This window comes from Serratia sp. PAMC26656 (assembly GCF_016469055.2).
GTDB classification, from domain to species: domain Bacteria; phylum Pseudomonadota; class Gammaproteobacteria; order Enterobacterales; family Enterobacteriaceae; genus Serratia; species Serratia plymuthica.
On record NZ_CP150486.1, the window covers coordinates 4,835,418 to 4,850,784 of the forward strand.

Sequence of the window (15,367 nt, forward strand, 5' to 3'; positions counted from 1 at the left end):
TTTCCTTGCCCCCCGATCATTTAGGTTGAATAAAAGACAAACGTTTAATTTTAAACTCAGTGAGCACTTCAGCCGCAGGGTGTAAATTTGCACTTCTCAGGCTATTTTGGTTTTCCACAAAGCGCTCGCAGACAAAAATGTGGGCATCGTAGGCTTGCTGTACCGAGGTCACAAAATCATCATATTCCTCACCAAAAAATTCTCGCATTCGTTCTTTATTCTTTTTTATGCGCGCCATGACTTTAATCAAATAGGCATGATCCATACTCCCCAAACCGCTGAACCTCTCGGGCATAGAGGGCCGGATAATGCTTTCATACTTCCCTTTCTGAAAGTCAGCGCTGTATTTCATTGCCAGCGCCGACATTCTCATCATATTGGCCGCATTTCTCAGTGAGAGAATACCGTCATGCCTGTTACCCTGCAGGAAATATTCTTCAACATTATGTAATGCCAACAATGCCGCCTGAATAAAAAGGGTGAAAATATTATGCCCGACCTTCCAACGGGTTAACTCTGGACTCTTCATATCCGCTCCCTGACATGCTGTTCTGAAGCACTGAGGTAATCAACGCCAATTAACAGTGCTTCATGTATCCCTTGCAATAATCTTTCTTGCTCATCAATCCGCAGTGTCGTTTCAGACACCTTTATTTCCTCACTAAAAAGCAATGCACAATGAATGCCTGATGAAATATAAACGTCCAAGGGCCGATCCGAGGTTCGTGTTATACCGAAGTAATCATCAAAAATACTGAATACTTCATTACTGACTCTTTCCACCCTCGCCACCTCGTGATTTAAAAATTTCAATATCTGTCGGCACGCAGGTTCCATATTTACCAGAAAATCCCCTTCAATTCCCTCGAGCGCCGTGAGCAACAATCTGACATCATCTTTTAATAATATACTGTGTCTGTTGGATATTAATACACTTGGAATTGATAGCATACTTACCGTCTCACCAATAAAAGCACTCGGTAAGTTATAGGAGACGAATTATAAACTCGCCAGAGCGCCATTAAAAAAATCATCAAGTCGGAGGTGTCAGTAACGTTAATTATAAAAATACCCAGGGATAATTTCAGCGTTAATTATAAGCATTTCATTAAATGCCCACCTTATTTATAATAACGCGCCAATAACCCCAGAGACCTTTACCGGTTCACATGCCCATTTTCTTCATCCGAGAAAGCAGGGCCGTATGTTTCAGCCCCAGCCGTTGGTTTCTTTCAGTACCCGCACAATCCGTTGACAATGCCAGCCCTCACGAATAGGCCGGTTCAAAGGCCTCCGGTGACGGTGGCGTCAGGCCAGGTTGTACCTGTATTCACCGGAGTGCGCGTTTAACTCGCGCTGATGATAATCTCAATCAACCCAGGTTTTCCACTGACGATTGCCGCTTCAATCGCCGGGGCAATATCGCCGGCACGGCGGATTTGCAATGCTGCAAGCCCCATTGATTTTGCCAGTGCTAGATAATCAATGGTGGGTTGAGTGATATCCATGGCAATAAACGTATTGCTTTGGGAAGAAGTGTAATGCTGCTGGCTGCGCATAAAATTTTTCAGGATGTTGTATTCCTGATTGTTCATCACCACAAAGGTCACGGGCAGATCTTCATGGGCAGCCGTCCACATCGCCTGAGGCGAGTACATCGCCGCGCCATCCCCCACCAGGCAGACGACCGGTTGTCGACCGCGTCCCAGACTGTAACCAATTGCCGCAGGCATACCCCATCCCAACGCGCCGCCACGCATGAAACCATATTGCCCGGCTTGATCGCTGGAGAGAAATCTACGCATCGACGATGAGACGCATAATGCCTCATCAATAATGGCTACGTCGGGCCCGATGGCACGTACAACCTCATGGGCAGCCACCAGCGGCGCAATGACCGGCAACGCGAATTTCGCCTCGACCTCTCGCTCCAGGACCTCCCGCGCCCATTGTTTTTCATTCCGGGCGTGCTGGATCAGGGCGTCATAGTTCTCGCGTTTTGCCTCGGTCAGACTCTCCAGCTTTGGCAGCATGGCATTCAGTGACGTTTTAATATCGCCGACTACGGAAAGCCGGGTGGCATAGGAACGTCCCAAATCATTAACGTCAGCGGAAAGCTGATAGACCGCGCAATTCTCCGGTACTGCAGAGCCTTCGCTGTAGAGGATAGTGATTAATGATTTGCCACCCAGGGCAAAGATTGCTTCGTAGTTTTGCAGGATCTCGGCAATCCCCCGCGCGGTAGTCGGCATGTTACCGCGCCATAACGCGTGCGAAGTGGGAAACGGAATGCGCGAAGGCCAGGATGAACCATACACGTGAGCCCCAAGCAACTCCGCGACTCGCTGGGTCTCGGCCGAAGCGTGACTGTGATGGATCTCGTCCCCGGCGATAATGGCCACTCTGCCGGGGAGGTAATCAGCCAGGATTTGCGCCAAAGCAGGTAATGATCCCCCCGTGGTATGCCGATCAATCTGCGAAGGCTCACCGATAGGCACATCACTGAGCTGATCCATGATATCCATCGGCAAGCTGAGAAATACCGGGCCGCTGGGAGCTGCGTTGGCATCATGAAAAGCGCGCCGGATGAGCACCGGCAACTGCATGGCGTTGGAGACATTTTCTGCCCATTTAACCGCTGGCGCCGCGATGCTGTTCAGATCGTCATAGAGCAAGGGGTCGCTGATCGCATGCCGAGTATCCTGCTGCCCGGCAGTCACCACCAACGGCGTCTGGGAGACTTTGGCATTCAACAGATTTCCCATGCCATGACCAAGGCCCCCCGCAGTATGCAGGTTAAGAAATCCCGGTTTTCCAGACGCCTGAGCGTAACCATCGGCCATCGCTACGGCACTCGCCTCCTGCAGTGCGAGAATATATTTCAGCGCCGGGTTGCGCAGCAGTGCGTCGATCAGCGGCAACTCGGTGGTACCCGGGTTGCCGAAAATATATTCCACACCTTCACTGGCCAAGGTTTCCAACAATACATCCGCCCCGCGACGAGCGCTAAGCGCGGCAGTCGTTATGACACTCATGCCTGCAGACTCCATTGGTTATTGTTGTTCGCCAGTGCAGGAAGGAGCAAAGACCATCGCTGTTTACGCTCCTCTTGCGGCAACCGGCTCAGTCGGTACTCCAGCGCTGCCATTTTCACGGCAATTGATTGTAATGCCTGTTCAAGAGCCGCATAACCGCCTCTAAAATAAAATTTACCACCATTACTGGCAATAATCCCATGGCGCTGCAGGTACTGGAACAGAGCGACAGAGGAACGTGCATCGTAGTTATCTTGCGCAGAGGCCTGCAGCGGATAACGAATTAGCCTTTCAGCCAGAATGTACTGCGTAGCAGCACGCAGTTCCGCTACCGGGGAACTCAAACGCAACAGCGTCAGCAACGTCAGAATATCCACCCGCAACTCTTCCGCGCCGGCGCCATTACGTGAACTTTTGGCTTTCAGGTGCTCCGGCAGGGGTAAATAGCCGCGACGATGATAATGCTCATGCAGATGTACCCAAATAGCGCTGGCGTTGATCAACAACGGATCATCGGCATCGATAATGTCGGCGAAGGCGGTAGGTGACCAGAAAGCGTCAATCGCTTTACGCGTATAGCCTTTAAAACGCGCCACAAATTTGTCGATCAAATAATAAGCCTGGTGATGTTCTTTAACCTCGGCGTCACGGTAATTTTCCGCAAAAACCGCTACCGCCAACGGATTAAGAAACCCTTCGGTACAAGATTCAATCACTGCCGGTACAGCGTCAGATATGGGGACTAAATCAGTGACTACCTTGGGTAACGGAATAATTTTTACACGCATGGCTTCCAGAAAGGCATCCGGGTTATAGGGTACAGAAAAAAAGCCCACAATAAACTCAGGATCGGAAAAACAAGTAAGATCGAGTAAATTTCCGCAGGAAAAACTCCGATTGGCGCAGTTTCTTAGCAAGGTATTAATATGAATATTATCCCGATATTTACTCAATATGGGGACAATACAGCGATGAATCTGCTCAATGTCAGCGGTTATTCCTTCCGCTATAATTTTCTTTCGACACAGGTTTACCGCAGCGACAATATCGTCTTTCATGCAAATGCCTCTCTTGAATGAAGGGGAATACTTCAAGGTAATAGCGCGTTGTCCGTCATCTCTCTGGCCGGTAACCGTGCCATATGCTGCAATAAATTGATTTTATAGTCTAACGTCACGCCGGCGTCGTGCGCGCCATCGAGCAGTAACTGGCGATAGCGGGCGCTGGGGGCAGCCTCTTGCTCATGTATTACCCGCGCGAAGTAGGTCATGGCCATGACCTGTTGTCCGTCAGGCAATAAAACACTGACCCATTGGCGTTTGTAACGATGCAGATGCACGCCTTCCCGCCGGTCAACCGACGCCAACAATGCGGTCGGCATCCGGTAAAGCGCTCCCTGCACAGCATGTCCGATGGCAGGGGTGATATTGGCGCAACAGACTGGCTCGTTAAGAGAGGGATAATTAAAGCGCAAACAATGCTGATGCAACGTGGCAACACTGAGAAAATAACGTCGGCTGTCGCAGCCGAGCGTCGCAGTAAAGCTTTGTTGGTTCATGCATGAACCATAAGCAAACAGATAACACGGCAAAGCTGAAGCAAACATACATCCCCTCCCGACTTAATCCAGTACATAATGATCGTAAACCGAAGAAACGCTTTTAATTGACGTCAGAGTAAAGTCGCCCACCGGGATCTCTTTATGCAAAAGATCCTCAAGGTAGATCACAAATTCCACAATGGTCAGCGAATCCAGCAAACCCGCTGCAAAAAGATCGGTATTGGCATTAAATTCTATATAATTAATATTATCTCTTGCACTGAAGAATTGGCGGAATAATTGAGTCAGTGTATCTAAACTTGGCGATGCCATAATAACCACCTTGAAAGTTGGAAATATTATTCAGAATGCAATCTGCTCCGTGGACAACGTTGTTAGTACTGCCGGTCGTCTCAGCATATTGTCTGTATGCTGCCGCCAGTGAGGGAATTGGCTCATATCCAGCCCCAGCAATGTCCCCCAACGGAAAAAAATCATCACAGCCGGATCGACAATCGAAAATGCGCCACCCACGGCCCAGGTTTTATCTCGTAGCCTGTTTTCAATCTGTTGATACAGTTGTTCACATTCTCGCAAGCCGTGCCGGCGGATCCCCTGCCAGGCATTTTCTTCGTCGGTAACGCGATGCGGATGCAGACGCAGAGCAATGCTGGCAGGCATCATGCTGCTTAGCCAGTTAAGCCACTCTATGGCCTGTGCGCGTTCAAACGGCGTAGCAGGCAGTAAACGACATTCCGGCCAGGTTAGCGCCAGCCACACAAGAATCGCCGAGGCCTCGGTCAGGATCCCATGCGGTGTCGCCAGGACCGGGACTTTGCCTTTGGGATTCAGCTCACGAAAAGCGAGTTGTCGTGTCTCACCGTCTTTTATTGATACGCACTGCAGTTCAAAAGGCTGGCCGATCTCATTGAGGAGCACATGGGGTGCAAAAGAGAGATGACCGGGACAGTAGTAAAGAGTTAATGGGAATGACATCGTTACGCTTCCCTATGTAGCGCTACAGGTTTGAGCCAGCCGGAGGTGTCGCTACCACAGCGCCCCGCCTGGATGTTTTCCAGTTCAACGGCTATCTCTGCCGACAAGCACGGATTGTTGGCCGTGGCGATGCGTCGTTCACCGATTTGCAGATAGTCAACCGCCCGCACGCCCAGCGCAGTCGAAGTGACAAACAGCTCCCGGAGTTTTCGCTGCTGACTGGCCTGCATGACCTCTTCCAGCGTGATATTTCGCTCAATGACCCTGATCCCGCGCCTGCGAATCAGGGAGATAGCGGACTGACGGGTGATCCCGGCTAAAACCCGGTCAGAGAGCAACGGGGTAATAACGGTATCACCCACGACGAAAAAGACATTCATGGTACTGGCTTCTTCAATGGTGTGATTATCAAGGGCCGAGAGCCACAAAACGGCCTGATAGCCGGCAGAGTGAGCGGCCTGCGTCGCCTGGAACTGATGCGCATAATTCGCCGCCGTTTTCGCCGCGCCCAACCCGCCCGGTGCCGCACGATGTTGATGCTGTTCAACCCGCAATGAGAAGGTAGCGGGCCGGTAAGCGCGAATCGGCGCGGCCAGTAGCAGGAACAACGCACGCTGGCTGGTGACAGGCATCAGATGATCGTCCATGGCGTAGATTAATGGGCGCAAATAGAGCCATTCGCTGGAAAATGGTGACTGCCAGTTCGCACAGTGGCTGACGATACCGTCCAGCGCGGCGTCAAACAGCACCGGATCCGGATACGGCAGGCAGAGACGCCGGGCAGAGCGACACAAACGCTGATAGTTTTCGTCGCCGCGGAAAATGTAAGCCTTGTTGGCATCTGCGCGCCTGGCTTTCATTCCTTCAAATACGCCGGCACCGAATTGCAGTGCCATCGCGCCCGGCGCGATGGTCAGCGGGGCTACAGGGCTAAAACTCACTGCTGACCAGGTATTGCCGTCATATTCCGCCCGGGCCATCGTGGGAGACCAGTTTTCGAACACTGGCAACGTCGTGTGTTGAGGCGTGTATTCTTGCGATAATTGCATCGTCGGTCTCACCAACAGGTTGTGTTTATACCGCCACGGATGGCGGCAAGAGTGTGCGATTATTCCGCATCAGGCCTTACCCAATCCTTGCGAAAACGGCCCCTGCGACAGCACGGCCAAAGTCTCTTTGTTCAGTTCAAAACCCAGCCCGGGTTTATTCGACAGAGTCACACTGTCTCCGTTGTGCTCCGGCAAACCGAGGTATAGCTGATGGCAGATATCCGTCACCGCCACGTGAAACTCCACCATGCCACCGTTGGCGACACCCGCATGCAGATGCATGTTCTGATAGGGGAATGTTCCCCCATTATCGATGGGGACCCCGAAAGCTCTCGCCAGCGCAGCCACTTTCAGCCCGGCGGAGTAACCGCCGCACACGCACACATTGGGTTGCAGCACATCGACTGCGTTATTCATCAGCATGTCGCGGAAGCGGAAAAGTTGTCCTTCGCTCTGGCCTGCGGCTACCGGGATACGAATCTGACGACGCAAATCCGCCAGTTTTACCGGGTCGTTATCCATGATCGGCTCTTCAAAGAAGGCGATATCGCACTCCTCGATTGACTGGGCCAAACGCAGGGCATGATAGTGATCAAGGCCACAGTTGGCGTCGATATAGATTTCCGCCGTATCGCCCACCGCCTCACGTACCGCGCGTACCCGACGGGCATCCTGGCGGATCACATCGTCAAGAGAACGCCCCTGGTCACGGCGCGACATGGCGTGAAAGCCCACCAGCATTTTCAAATGGGTATGTCCCGTCGCGACCAAGGTGCGAGCGGCATGAACCAGTTGTTCATCGTTCAGGGAAGGGAAACCAAAGGTGGTATAATGTCTCAGTTCCTGACGGGCACCTCCCAGCAGTTTCCACACCGGCTGCCCCGCAGCCTTGCCTGCAATGTCCCAAAGCGCAATATCGATGGCCGCAATGGCATGGCTGGCATAACCGGTCTGGCCACGTGGACTCAACAACCAATAAAGGCGTTCGTTGATCGCTTCTCTCTGCAATGCATCCATCCCGATCACATTGGGGGTCACGACGGTTTTCACGATCGCGGCCACGACCTCTTCATCAGTGATGGCAGTGAAACCATGCCCGACAATCCCGGTTTCGGTTTCAATCTCGACAATCAGGCCGGAAAGTTTACCGTTGATAGGCAAGCCGCCCACTTCCACATTTCCGGAGACAAAGACCGGTGTAGCTTCGATCTTGATAATTTTCTGTTGCATAACTGCCCTTATTTGCCGTTAAAAGTGAAAGCGCGTCAGGCTGCGGTGACTGCGCGCCGGCGCAGAAAAAAGGCCATTCCAATACCGGCAATCAGGCCCCAGAAAGCACCGCCAATGCCAAAGAAGGCATGCCCCCCCATAGTGATCAGAAAAGTGATAATTGCCGCATCGCGATGCGTTTTGTCGCTAAGGGCACTCACCAGCGAATTACCCAGCGCCCCCATCAGCGCAAGCCCCGCGACGGCTTCGATCAGCACCGGCGGCGAAACGGAAATAAACCGCGTGGCGGCACCTGCGAGCATGCCGTAGACGATGTACGCCGCACCGCAGATGATGCCCGCCCAGTAACGTTTGGCAGGATCCTTACCTGCTTCATCTCCGGCGCAGATGGCGGCGGTAATCGCCGCCAACCCGATGGCCGGGCCGCCGAAGGGTGCCGCCAACAGGCTGCTGACACCGGTGCTGGTAAATAACGGCGTTGCATCCGGCTTATAACCATTGACGTTCAGAACGGTCATCCCGGGAATGTTTTGTGAAGCCATGGTGACAATAAATAACGGTAAGGCAATGCTGATAAAAGCGGAGAGCGTAAATTCCGGTCGTACCAGAATAAATTCAGGCAAGATCTCTGACATGTGAATATCGCCAATATTCGCCGTCATATAAATTACCGCAAGGGTTGCAATAGCTGCGCAGGGAATGGCTAATATCCGGTTTATTTTCAACATCACTAACCAAACAATCAGCACTGGCGCAATATAGCGTGGATAGCTCGCCAAAGCATGCACCGGGGCGACACACAGATTGAGGATAATACCTGCCAGCATGGCATTGGCAATGCTCGATGGGATCTTGTTAATGGCCTGGCTCAGGGGTTTCCACAGCCCTGCTACGATCAGCATCACTGCTGCCATCAACAGAGCTCCTGTGGTGACGGCAAAACCGCCTTTCACCACGCCCAGCCCCACCAACAGCGCCGCCCCCGGGGTTGACCACGCAACGCTGACCGGCATACGGTATTTTAAACTGAGTAAAATCCCCGCCAATCCCATGGCGACAGACACCGCCATCAACCCGGTAGCAGCCTGCTGCTGCGTTGCACCAGTATTGACCAGCGCCTGTACAATCAGCGTAAATGTAGAAGCGAAGCCGACAAAAGAAGAAAGCAGGCCCGCTCCAGCGGCCTGCCAGGAAAAATCAGATGACCGGCGCTGCATTAATGTATTTGATTCCATTTCCACTCCCGAATAACGTGAATCCACATGCCAATGCGTAAATAACTGCCATTGAGTTTAAATCAATGTTGCTTTTATTTATCAAGGTGACTGATCGGACGCGGCAGGCCTATATTTTCCCGCAGTGTGTTACCTGTATATTGTGTTCGCATTAAACCACGACGTTGTAATTCCGGCACGACCAGAGTAGTGAAATCCTCATAGCCATCGGGAACGGTGTGAAAAACAATAATGAAACCGTCGCAGGCTTCCTCCATGAACCAGGCTTCCATCTGATCGGCAATTTCCGTCGGCGTACCGACCATTTCGCCGGTTCCGGATTCTGCCGCACGTTTAGCCAACTCCCGGACGGTCAGTTTTTCACGCCGCGCCAATGCGACCCACTCACGCTGATTTCCCTGGCCCTGCTCCGTGGTGGGCAGGTCGGGCAATAATTTATCCGGGTCAAATTTGGAACAGTCGACACCCAAACGGATCGAGAGATTGGGAATATTACTTTCGATGTGGACCAGATTGTCCATATAGCGTTTTTTTGCCAGCGCTTCGGCGTGGGTCGCGCCGACGTACACTTGGTTAGCCGGAAGGATCTTAATCGCTGACGGATCGCGACCCCAGGCGCGGGCACGGTTTTTAACATCGCGATAGAACTGTTGCCCGGTTTCCAGACTGCGAGCATTGCCGAAGACAAGGTCAGCGGAGCGGGCCGCCATCTCTCTGGCGCCTTCCGAAGCGCCTGCCAACGCAATAACCGGCCACCCCTGTACCGGACGCGCAATGTTCAATGGGCCCTGCACGGAAAAAAAATCACCCTGATGGTTTAACGGCTGGATCTTATCCAAATCGCTAAAGATACCGCTCTCCTTGTCCATGACCAAAGCGTTATCGGACCAGCCATCCCACAACCCGGTGGCCACCTTGAAAAACTCCTCTGCCCGAGCGTAACGCTCACCATGACGCAGTGCCGTATCAAGACCAAAATTGTGCGCCGCCTGAGGATTTACCGTAGTGACAATATTCCACCCGGCCCGCCCATTGCTTAAATGATCAAGTGAAGCGAAGCGTCGTGCCAACAGATAAGGATCTTCATAGCTGGTGGAGCCGGTAGCAATCAGGCCAATATGTTCCGTACAGGCGGCAATGGCCGATAGCATGACCAACGGATCGTAGGACGTGACCGTAGCGCTGCGGCGCAGCGCAGACGGGGGCATTGGCATTAACGCCAGATGATCGGCGGTGAAAATGGCGTCGAAACAGGCATGCTCCAGTTTCTGCGCCAGATATTTGATGGTTGGCCAGTGGAAATTGGCGTGAGCCGGTGCTGAAGGATGGCGCCACCAGGCAGTGTGCAGGCAGATTGGGCGCATAAAACCGCCGAGGCAGAGATGTTTTTTCATCGTATATTCCGGTTATCGGTGAAGTTTGATGACAAATTGGTCGCAATCTCTATTTGCGTTAATCTCGTTCTGCATTGAAGCGTCGCAGGCCTTGTTCCAGATCGCGGCGGAGATCGTCCGGATCTTCCAACCCGATATAAAATCGGACACAGGGGCCCACGGGCTGTCGGGGAGGCGCCAGGCGATATTCAGAGCAGTCAAAAGGCAGCGCCAGGCTTTCGAAACCGCCCCATGAGAAACCAAGGCCAAAAAGCTGCAACCCCTCGAGAAAGGCTGCAACCGCCTGCGCCGGTGCCGGCTGCAGCACGACGGTGAATAAACTTGCCGCGCCGGTAAAATCGCGCTGCCACAGGGCATGACCCTCATCCGTTTCCAGCGCCGGATACCATACGGCTTGCACCTCTTCACGCCCTGCCAACCATTGGGTGAGATGGCGTGCATTCTCCTGATGCTGACGCATGCGCACCGCCAGGGTACGCAGACCACGCAGTGTCAGCCAGGCATCATCCGGGCTGACGCACAAGCCGGTTTCACGGTGATATTCACGCAATAGAGGCAAGGCGCGTTCAGAGGCAGAAACGATTCCCAACATCACATCAGCATGGCCTGCGATGTACTTGGTGGCGGCCTGGATCACGATATCGGCACCATAGGAAAACGCATCGAAAAACAGCGGCGTTGCCCAGGTGTTATCCATTATCACCAGCAATCCGGCCTCCCTGGCCACAGCCACCAAGACGGGAATATCGGACATTTCCATGGTCTGCGACCCTGGAGTTTCCAGATAAATAGCCCGAGTCTTGGGGTTAATCAACCGGCGCAGCTCGTCGGCCCCCAGAGAAGGTGAGAACCACTGCGTCGTAATTCCCTGACGGTTTAACACCCCTTCGCAAAGCCGACGTGCCGGACGATAGGCCACGTCGGTCATCAGCAGATGGTCACCGGGAGTCAGGGTAGCCTGAAGCGCCAGTGCAATAGCCGCCAGCCCAGACGGGCAAAGCAATACGCCTGCGCTACCGTCCAGCTCACGCAGCGCCTCCTGCAGGGCGGCCGTGGTTGGAGAGCCCAGGCGGCCATAAACATAGGGCTGACGGTAGTTCAACAAGCTGTCGACCGTGGGGGCCAACACCGTTGAACCCCGGTAAACGGGCGGATTAACAAAACCATGGTGTTCTGCCGGCGTTCTACCGCCGTGCGTCAGACGGGTTGCGGTTCCTCGCACGGTTAGCGCCGGTTTCATGCCTCGTCCTCGATTATGCGTACCGCACCGAAGGCGGCACTGGAGGTCACGGCCGCGTAGGCTCGTAATGCCGAAGAGGCGCGGCGTTGACGGTTGGCCGGCTTCCAGGCTTTCTTGCCCAGTGCTTCCCGCTTTGCGCGACGTGTGGCCAGCTCATGATCGTCCAGTTTGAACCGGATGGCGCGATTGGGGATATCAATCTCAATGATGTCCCCGTCTTCAATCAGGGCGATATTGCCGCCGGCCGCCGCTTCCGGCGAGATGTGGCCAATCGACAATCCTGATGAACCGCCGGAAAAACGGCCATCGGTGATCAGCGCACACGTCTTGTTCAGGCCTTTTGCCTTAAGGTAACTGGTGGGATAGAGCATCTCCTGCATTCCCGGCCCGCCGCGCGGGCCTTCGTAGCGCACGACCACCACATCACCGGCTTGCACCCCACCGGACAGAATGCCTGCCACCGCTTCGTCCTGCCCTTCAAATACCCGTGCAGTGCCGGTAAAACGGATCATTGAGGGATCGACGCTGGCGGTTTTCACGATACAGCCTTCCTGCGCAATATTGCCGAACAACACCGCCAGACCGCCATCCTGCGAAAATGCATGTTCAATGCTGCGAATGCAGCCTGCCTGGCGATGGAGATCCAGCGCTGGGTAATAGTTATCCTGGCTGAATGCCACCTGGGTGCGTACACCTCCCGGCGCGGCGCGATAGAACCGGCGAATTTCCGGATCATCGCTGGTTTTTATATCCCACCGTGCCAGCGCAGCACCCAGCGTCTCGGCATGTACCGTGCCGGTATTGACGTTAATCAACCCGCCGCGGTGCAGTTCTGCCATTACCGCCATCACGCCTCCTGCGCGATGCACATCCTCCATATGGACGTTCTCAACCGCAGGCGCGACTTTGCACAGCACCGGCACCTTACGTGACAGACGATCGATATCTTCCATAGTGAAATTCACCTGGCCTTCATAGGCCGCCGCCAGCAGGTGAAGTACGGTGTTGGTGGAGCCGCCCATGGCGATATCCATCGTCATGGCGTTTTCGAATGCTTCTCTTGTGGCAATAGAACGGGGCAGGATGCTGGCATCGTGTTGCTCATAGTAGCGACGACACAGCTCCACGATGCGACGACCGGACTCAAGAAACAGCTGCTTGCGCAGCGCATGAGTTGCCAGTATTGAGCCATTGCCAGGCAGCGCCAGCCCCAGCGCTTCCGTCAGACAATTCATGGAATTGGCGGTAAACATCCCTGAACAGGAGCCACAGGTCGGGCAGGCCACGGCCTCCACCGCCGTCACTTCCTCGTCGGTCATGGTGTCATCTGCAGCAACCACCATGGCGTCGATGAGATCAAAGGCGCGCTTTTCGCCGCGTAATGTCAGTTTTCCAGACTCCATCGGGCCACCGGAGACGAAAATGACCGGGATATTCAGGCGTAACGCTGCCATCAGCATTCCCGGCGTGATTTTGTCGCAGTTGGAGATACAGACCATGGCATCGGCGCAATGCGCGTTCACCATATATTCCACACTGTCGGCAATCAGCTCACGCGAGGGCAAGCTGTAAAGCATACCGTCATGCCCCATCGCGATGCCATCGTCGATGGCGATGGTATTAAACTCTTTGGCGACACCGCCAGCCTGCTCGATCTCGCGGGCGACCATCTGGCCGAGATCTTTCAAATGTACGTGACCCGGCACAAATTGGGTAAAAGAGTTCACTACCGCAATGATAGGTTTATCAAAATCGGCGTCTGTCATGCCTGTAGCACGCCATAAACTGCGAGCACCGGCCATATTACGACCATGGGTAGAAGTACGGGAACGATACATTTTTTATGGGTGCCTTAACTGAACAAGTAAGGCCCAATATTAGAGTGGACAAACTGCGCGGTGAAATATAATCTCCCCTATCGATTAAGTTGCTGTGAGTATTTGTCATGGATGTTAGACAGTTGAAATACTTTGTAACAGTTGCGGAAACCCTACATTTTGGCAAGGCAGCGGAACGTCTTAATATGACGCAACCTCCATTGAGCCAGTCAATAATGTCGTTGGAAAAAGAATTAGGACACACTCTTTTTTTTCGTAACAAAAGAAATGTGCAGCTGACGCCTTTTGGAGAACAATGGTTATTTTACGTCAGAAACTCACTAAGCAGTTTGAATGCGTTACCTGATATTGCCGACAGACTTGGTAAAGGTGAATCAGGAACATTATCGCTAGCCTTTATCAGTGTAGCGGGATATAACATTCTTCCTCGACTGGTCAGTCATTTTCGTCAAATTTACCCTGCGGTTGAACTGATTTTAAAAGAAGCGACCAGCGATGTGCAATTGAGCGAATTGCTGGAGGAACGGATTGACGCCGGTATCATTATCCCCCCGGAGGAGGCACAACTGCCGGGCTGTCTGGACTATAAAAAGATCCTCTCGGAATCGTTGGTCGCTGCGGTGCCTCAGGCCTGGCTGGATAATGGCAGGCTCGAGTTAACCCATGGCAAACTCTGCTCGCGATCCGTGATTAATTCACCGCTAATCATTTTCCCGCAAAAAGCGGCGCCATCATTCTATAAACTGGTGATGCAGTACTACGCCAATAACGGTACGAAACCAAATATCATTCAGCAAGCTATTCAAATGCAAACTATCATCAGCCTGGTTGCTTCCGGGATCGGTCTTTCTCTGGTGCCGAATTCATTACGCCATCTGGCGCGAACCGGTGTGGCCTATGTGGAACTGCTGGAAAATCTGCCGCGATTGGATATTGGTTTTGCATGGCGTAAAAACAATCAATCACCGTTATTGAAAAAATTGATATCCTTGGCGGATACCCAAGTTACGACCGGATAGCATCCGAAGACGTGATGAGCGAAGTAGACACCAGACTACGCCAAATTGTGAGGGGCGATCTGGTACCTCAGTGAAATGCCTACCGGATGTAATTTTATAAGCGAAGATATTGCTGCAACAGCATTGTTCCGGGCAGGGGCCCACGACAAGCACGGTGACAACGCCAGCACGCAGCAAATGTCGACATGACTCGAGTAATCGGATCTCGCCGGCTGAACAGGTGCAGCCATATACTTTCGTGTTAACCTTGCTCATAAGCAGTGAATTGCTTTCCTGAAAAATAATTCAACTCCGCTATAAATACATCCCGTTGGCCACTCATTTTACAGTGGAAGAGCTTTAAGCTTGACCTGCTAAAACAGTTTCATTACTGCACAGGAAATAACACTTTTCAAAATATAAGCAATGAAATCAATCAGGCATTTTTTTAAAGAAAAATAGTTTTCACCCCTGCCGCCATATTCTCCACTCTGGCATTTATTTATTATCATAATAATTATCATAATAATTATCGGTAGTGCTGACAGAGAAGGGTGAGCTCCTGGCCAAGACAACAACAAGCCGGACCGAAAAATAGGGATAATGATCGGCCATCCTTGAAGATAGCTCACTCAATACCGACTCCATCGGTGCCAACGTTTCACTTTCCTCATAATCAGGCAACAGGGAGAAACTCGCCTCCAGGGCAGAAAGCTGCCTGGACAATATGGCCAATTCCTCTTGATTCAACAGGGTTTCCCGTCCGTTACTCTTTATAAGCTTCATACGAACACTCAACAACATTCGGAAAT

15 protein-coding genes are annotated in these 15,367 nt (G+C 52.6%); 1 reads left to right on the plus strand and 14 read right to left on the minus strand.

The features are described from left to right. Window positions 1–16: 16 nt before the first annotated feature. The 13 genes from JEM67_RS23655 to ilvD all read right to left on the minus strand — a co-directional run bounded on the left by JEM67_RS23655 (window position 17) and on the right by ilvD (window position 13,557). Entirely contained in the window at window positions 17–529 is a 513-nt protein-coding gene (locus JEM67_RS23655; RefSeq protein WP_199639441.1) for a hypothetical protein, read from the minus strand. Continuing rightward, window positions 526–951 carry a hypothetical protein gene (locus JEM67_RS23660; protein ID WP_199639440.1) on the minus strand — a complete coding sequence of 142 codons (426 nt, stop codon included), beginning with the start codon at window positions 949–951 and terminating at the stop codon, window positions 526–528. The genes JEM67_RS23655 and JEM67_RS23660 overlap by 4 nt, the downstream gene beginning before the upstream one ends. Window positions 952–1,346: 395 nt before the next feature. Further along, window positions 1,347–3,035 carry a thiamine pyrophosphate-binding protein gene (locus JEM67_RS23665; protein WP_126485221.1) on the minus strand — a complete coding sequence of 563 codons (1,689 nt, stop codon included), beginning with the start codon at window positions 3,033–3,035 and terminating at the stop codon, window positions 1,347–1,349. Next, complete coding sequence (locus JEM67_RS23670; RefSeq protein ID WP_013814537.1) at window positions 3,032–4,093, minus strand: DUF6421 family protein; 1,062 nt, start codon at window positions 4,091–4,093, stop codon at window positions 3,032–3,034. Before JEM67_RS23670 ends, JEM67_RS23665 begins: the two co-directional genes overlap by 4 nt. Window positions 4,094–4,125: 32 nt before the next feature. Continuing rightward, window positions 4,126–4,641 carry a gamma-glutamylcyclotransferase family protein gene (locus JEM67_RS23675; protein ID WP_013814538.1) on the minus strand — a complete coding sequence of 172 codons (516 nt, stop codon included), beginning with the start codon at window positions 4,639–4,641 and terminating at the stop codon, window positions 4,126–4,128. A gap of 15 nt (window positions 4,642–4,656) precedes the next feature. Next, window positions 4,657–4,908: a phosphopantetheine-binding protein gene (locus JEM67_RS23680; protein WP_013814539.1), complete on the minus strand. Its 252-nt coding sequence runs from the start codon at window positions 4,906–4,908 to the stop codon at window positions 4,657–4,659. A gap of 30 nt (window positions 4,909–4,938) precedes the next feature. Then, window positions 4,939–5,571, minus strand: coding sequence for a glutathione S-transferase family protein (locus tag JEM67_RS23685; protein ID WP_013814540.1), 633 nt, complete (start codon window positions 5,569–5,571; stop codon window positions 4,939–4,941). A gap of 2 nt (window positions 5,572–5,573) precedes the next feature. Further along, window positions 5,574–6,620, minus strand: a complete 1,047-nt coding sequence (locus JEM67_RS23690) for an aminotransferase class IV (RefSeq protein WP_199639439.1) — start codon at window positions 6,618–6,620, stop codon at window positions 5,574–5,576. Between the two features lie 69 nt (window positions 6,621–6,689). Then, window positions 6,690–7,850, minus strand: a complete 1,161-nt coding sequence (locus tag JEM67_RS23695; protein WP_013814542.1) for a mandelate racemase/muconate lactonizing enzyme family protein — start codon at window positions 7,848–7,850, stop codon at window positions 6,690–6,692. Window positions 7,851–7,885: 35 nt separating this feature from the next. Then, a complete protein-coding gene (locus tag JEM67_RS23700) occupies window positions 7,886–9,085 on the minus strand; it encodes a benzoate/H(+) symporter BenE family transporter (protein WP_199639437.1) in 1,200 nt (399 codons plus the stop codon). Between the two features lie 74 nt (window positions 9,086–9,159). Next, complete coding sequence (locus JEM67_RS23705) at window positions 9,160–10,479, minus strand: LLM class flavin-dependent oxidoreductase (protein ID WP_013814544.1); 1,320 nt, start codon at window positions 10,477–10,479, stop codon at window positions 9,160–9,162. 58 nt (window positions 10,480–10,537) lie between these two features. After that, the gene (metC, locus tag JEM67_RS23710) at window positions 10,538–11,719 is read right to left on the minus strand and encodes a cystathionine beta-lyase (protein WP_199639436.1); all 1,182 of its coding nucleotides are present in this window, start codon (window positions 11,717–11,719) and stop codon (window positions 10,538–10,540) included. Next, complete coding sequence (gene ilvD, locus JEM67_RS23715) at window positions 11,716–13,557, minus strand: dihydroxy-acid dehydratase (RefSeq protein WP_199639435.1); 1,842 nt, start codon at window positions 13,555–13,557, stop codon at window positions 11,716–11,718. The genes metC and ilvD overlap by 4 nt, the downstream gene beginning before the upstream one ends. A 107-nt stretch (window positions 13,558–13,664) precedes the next feature. Here ilvD and JEM67_RS23720 point away from each other — a divergent pair, with 107 nt between their 5' ends. Continuing rightward, window positions 13,665–14,576, plus strand: a complete 912-nt coding sequence (locus tag JEM67_RS23720) for a LysR family transcriptional regulator (protein WP_013814547.1) — start codon at window positions 13,665–13,667, stop codon at window positions 14,574–14,576. A gap of 477 nt (window positions 14,577–15,053) precedes the next feature. On the opposite strand, the gene JEM67_RS23725 is transcribed toward JEM67_RS23720, so the two are convergent. Beyond that, entirely contained in the window at window positions 15,054–15,341 is a 288-nt protein-coding gene (locus JEM67_RS23725; RefSeq protein WP_199639434.1) for a hypothetical protein, read from the minus strand. Between the last annotated feature and the right edge of the window lie 26 nt (window positions 15,342–15,367).

Coding starts and splice junctions, on each gene's coding strand:
- JEM67_RS23655 (WP_199639441.1), bottom strand. CDS start 529: ATGAAGAGTCCAGAGTTAACCCGTTGGAAGGTCGGGCATAATATTTTC.
- JEM67_RS23660 (WP_199639440.1), bottom strand. CDS start 951: ATGCTATCAATTCCAAGTGTATTAATATCCAACAGACACAGTATATTA.
- JEM67_RS23665 (WP_126485221.1), bottom strand. CDS start 3,035: ATGAGTGTCATAACGACTGCCGCGCTTAGCGCTCGTCGCGGGGCGGAT.
- JEM67_RS23670 (WP_013814537.1), bottom strand. CDS start 4,093: ATGAAAGACGATATTGTCGCTGCGGTAAACCTGTGTCGAAAGAAAATT.
- JEM67_RS23675 (WP_013814538.1), bottom strand. CDS start 4,641: ATGTTTGCTTCAGCTTTGCCGTGTTATCTGTTTGCTTATGGTTCATGC.
- JEM67_RS23680 (WP_013814539.1), bottom strand. CDS start 4,908: ATGGCATCGCCAAGTTTAGATACACTGACTCAATTATTCCGCCAATTC.
- JEM67_RS23685 (WP_013814540.1), bottom strand. CDS start 5,571: ATGTCATTCCCATTAACTCTTTACTACTGTCCCGGTCATCTCTCTTTT.
- JEM67_RS23690 (WP_199639439.1), bottom strand. CDS start 6,620: ATGCAATTATCGCAAGAATACACGCCTCAACACACGACGTTGCCAGTG.
- JEM67_RS23695 (WP_013814542.1), bottom strand. CDS start 7,850: ATGCAACAGAAAATTATCAAGATCGAAGCTACACCGGTCTTTGTCTCC.
- JEM67_RS23700 (WP_199639437.1), bottom strand. CDS start 9,085: ATGGAATCAAATACATTAATGCAGCGCCGGTCATCTGATTTTTCCTGG.
- JEM67_RS23705 (WP_013814544.1), bottom strand. CDS start 10,479: ATGAAAAAACATCTCTGCCTCGGCGGTTTTATGCGCCCAATCTGCCTG.
- metC (WP_199639436.1), bottom strand. CDS start 11,719: ATGAAACCGGCGCTAACCGTGCGAGGAACCGCAACCCGTCTGACGCAC.
- ilvD (WP_199639435.1), bottom strand. CDS start 13,557: ATGTATCGTTCCCGTACTTCTACCCATGGTCGTAATATGGCCGGTGCT.
- JEM67_RS23720 (WP_013814547.1), top strand. CDS start 13,665: ATGGATGTTAGACAGTTGAAATACTTTGTAACAGTTGCGGAAACCCTA.
- JEM67_RS23725 (WP_199639434.1), bottom strand. CDS start 15,341: ATGAAGCTTATAAAGAGTAACGGACGGGAAACCCTGTTGAATCAAGAG.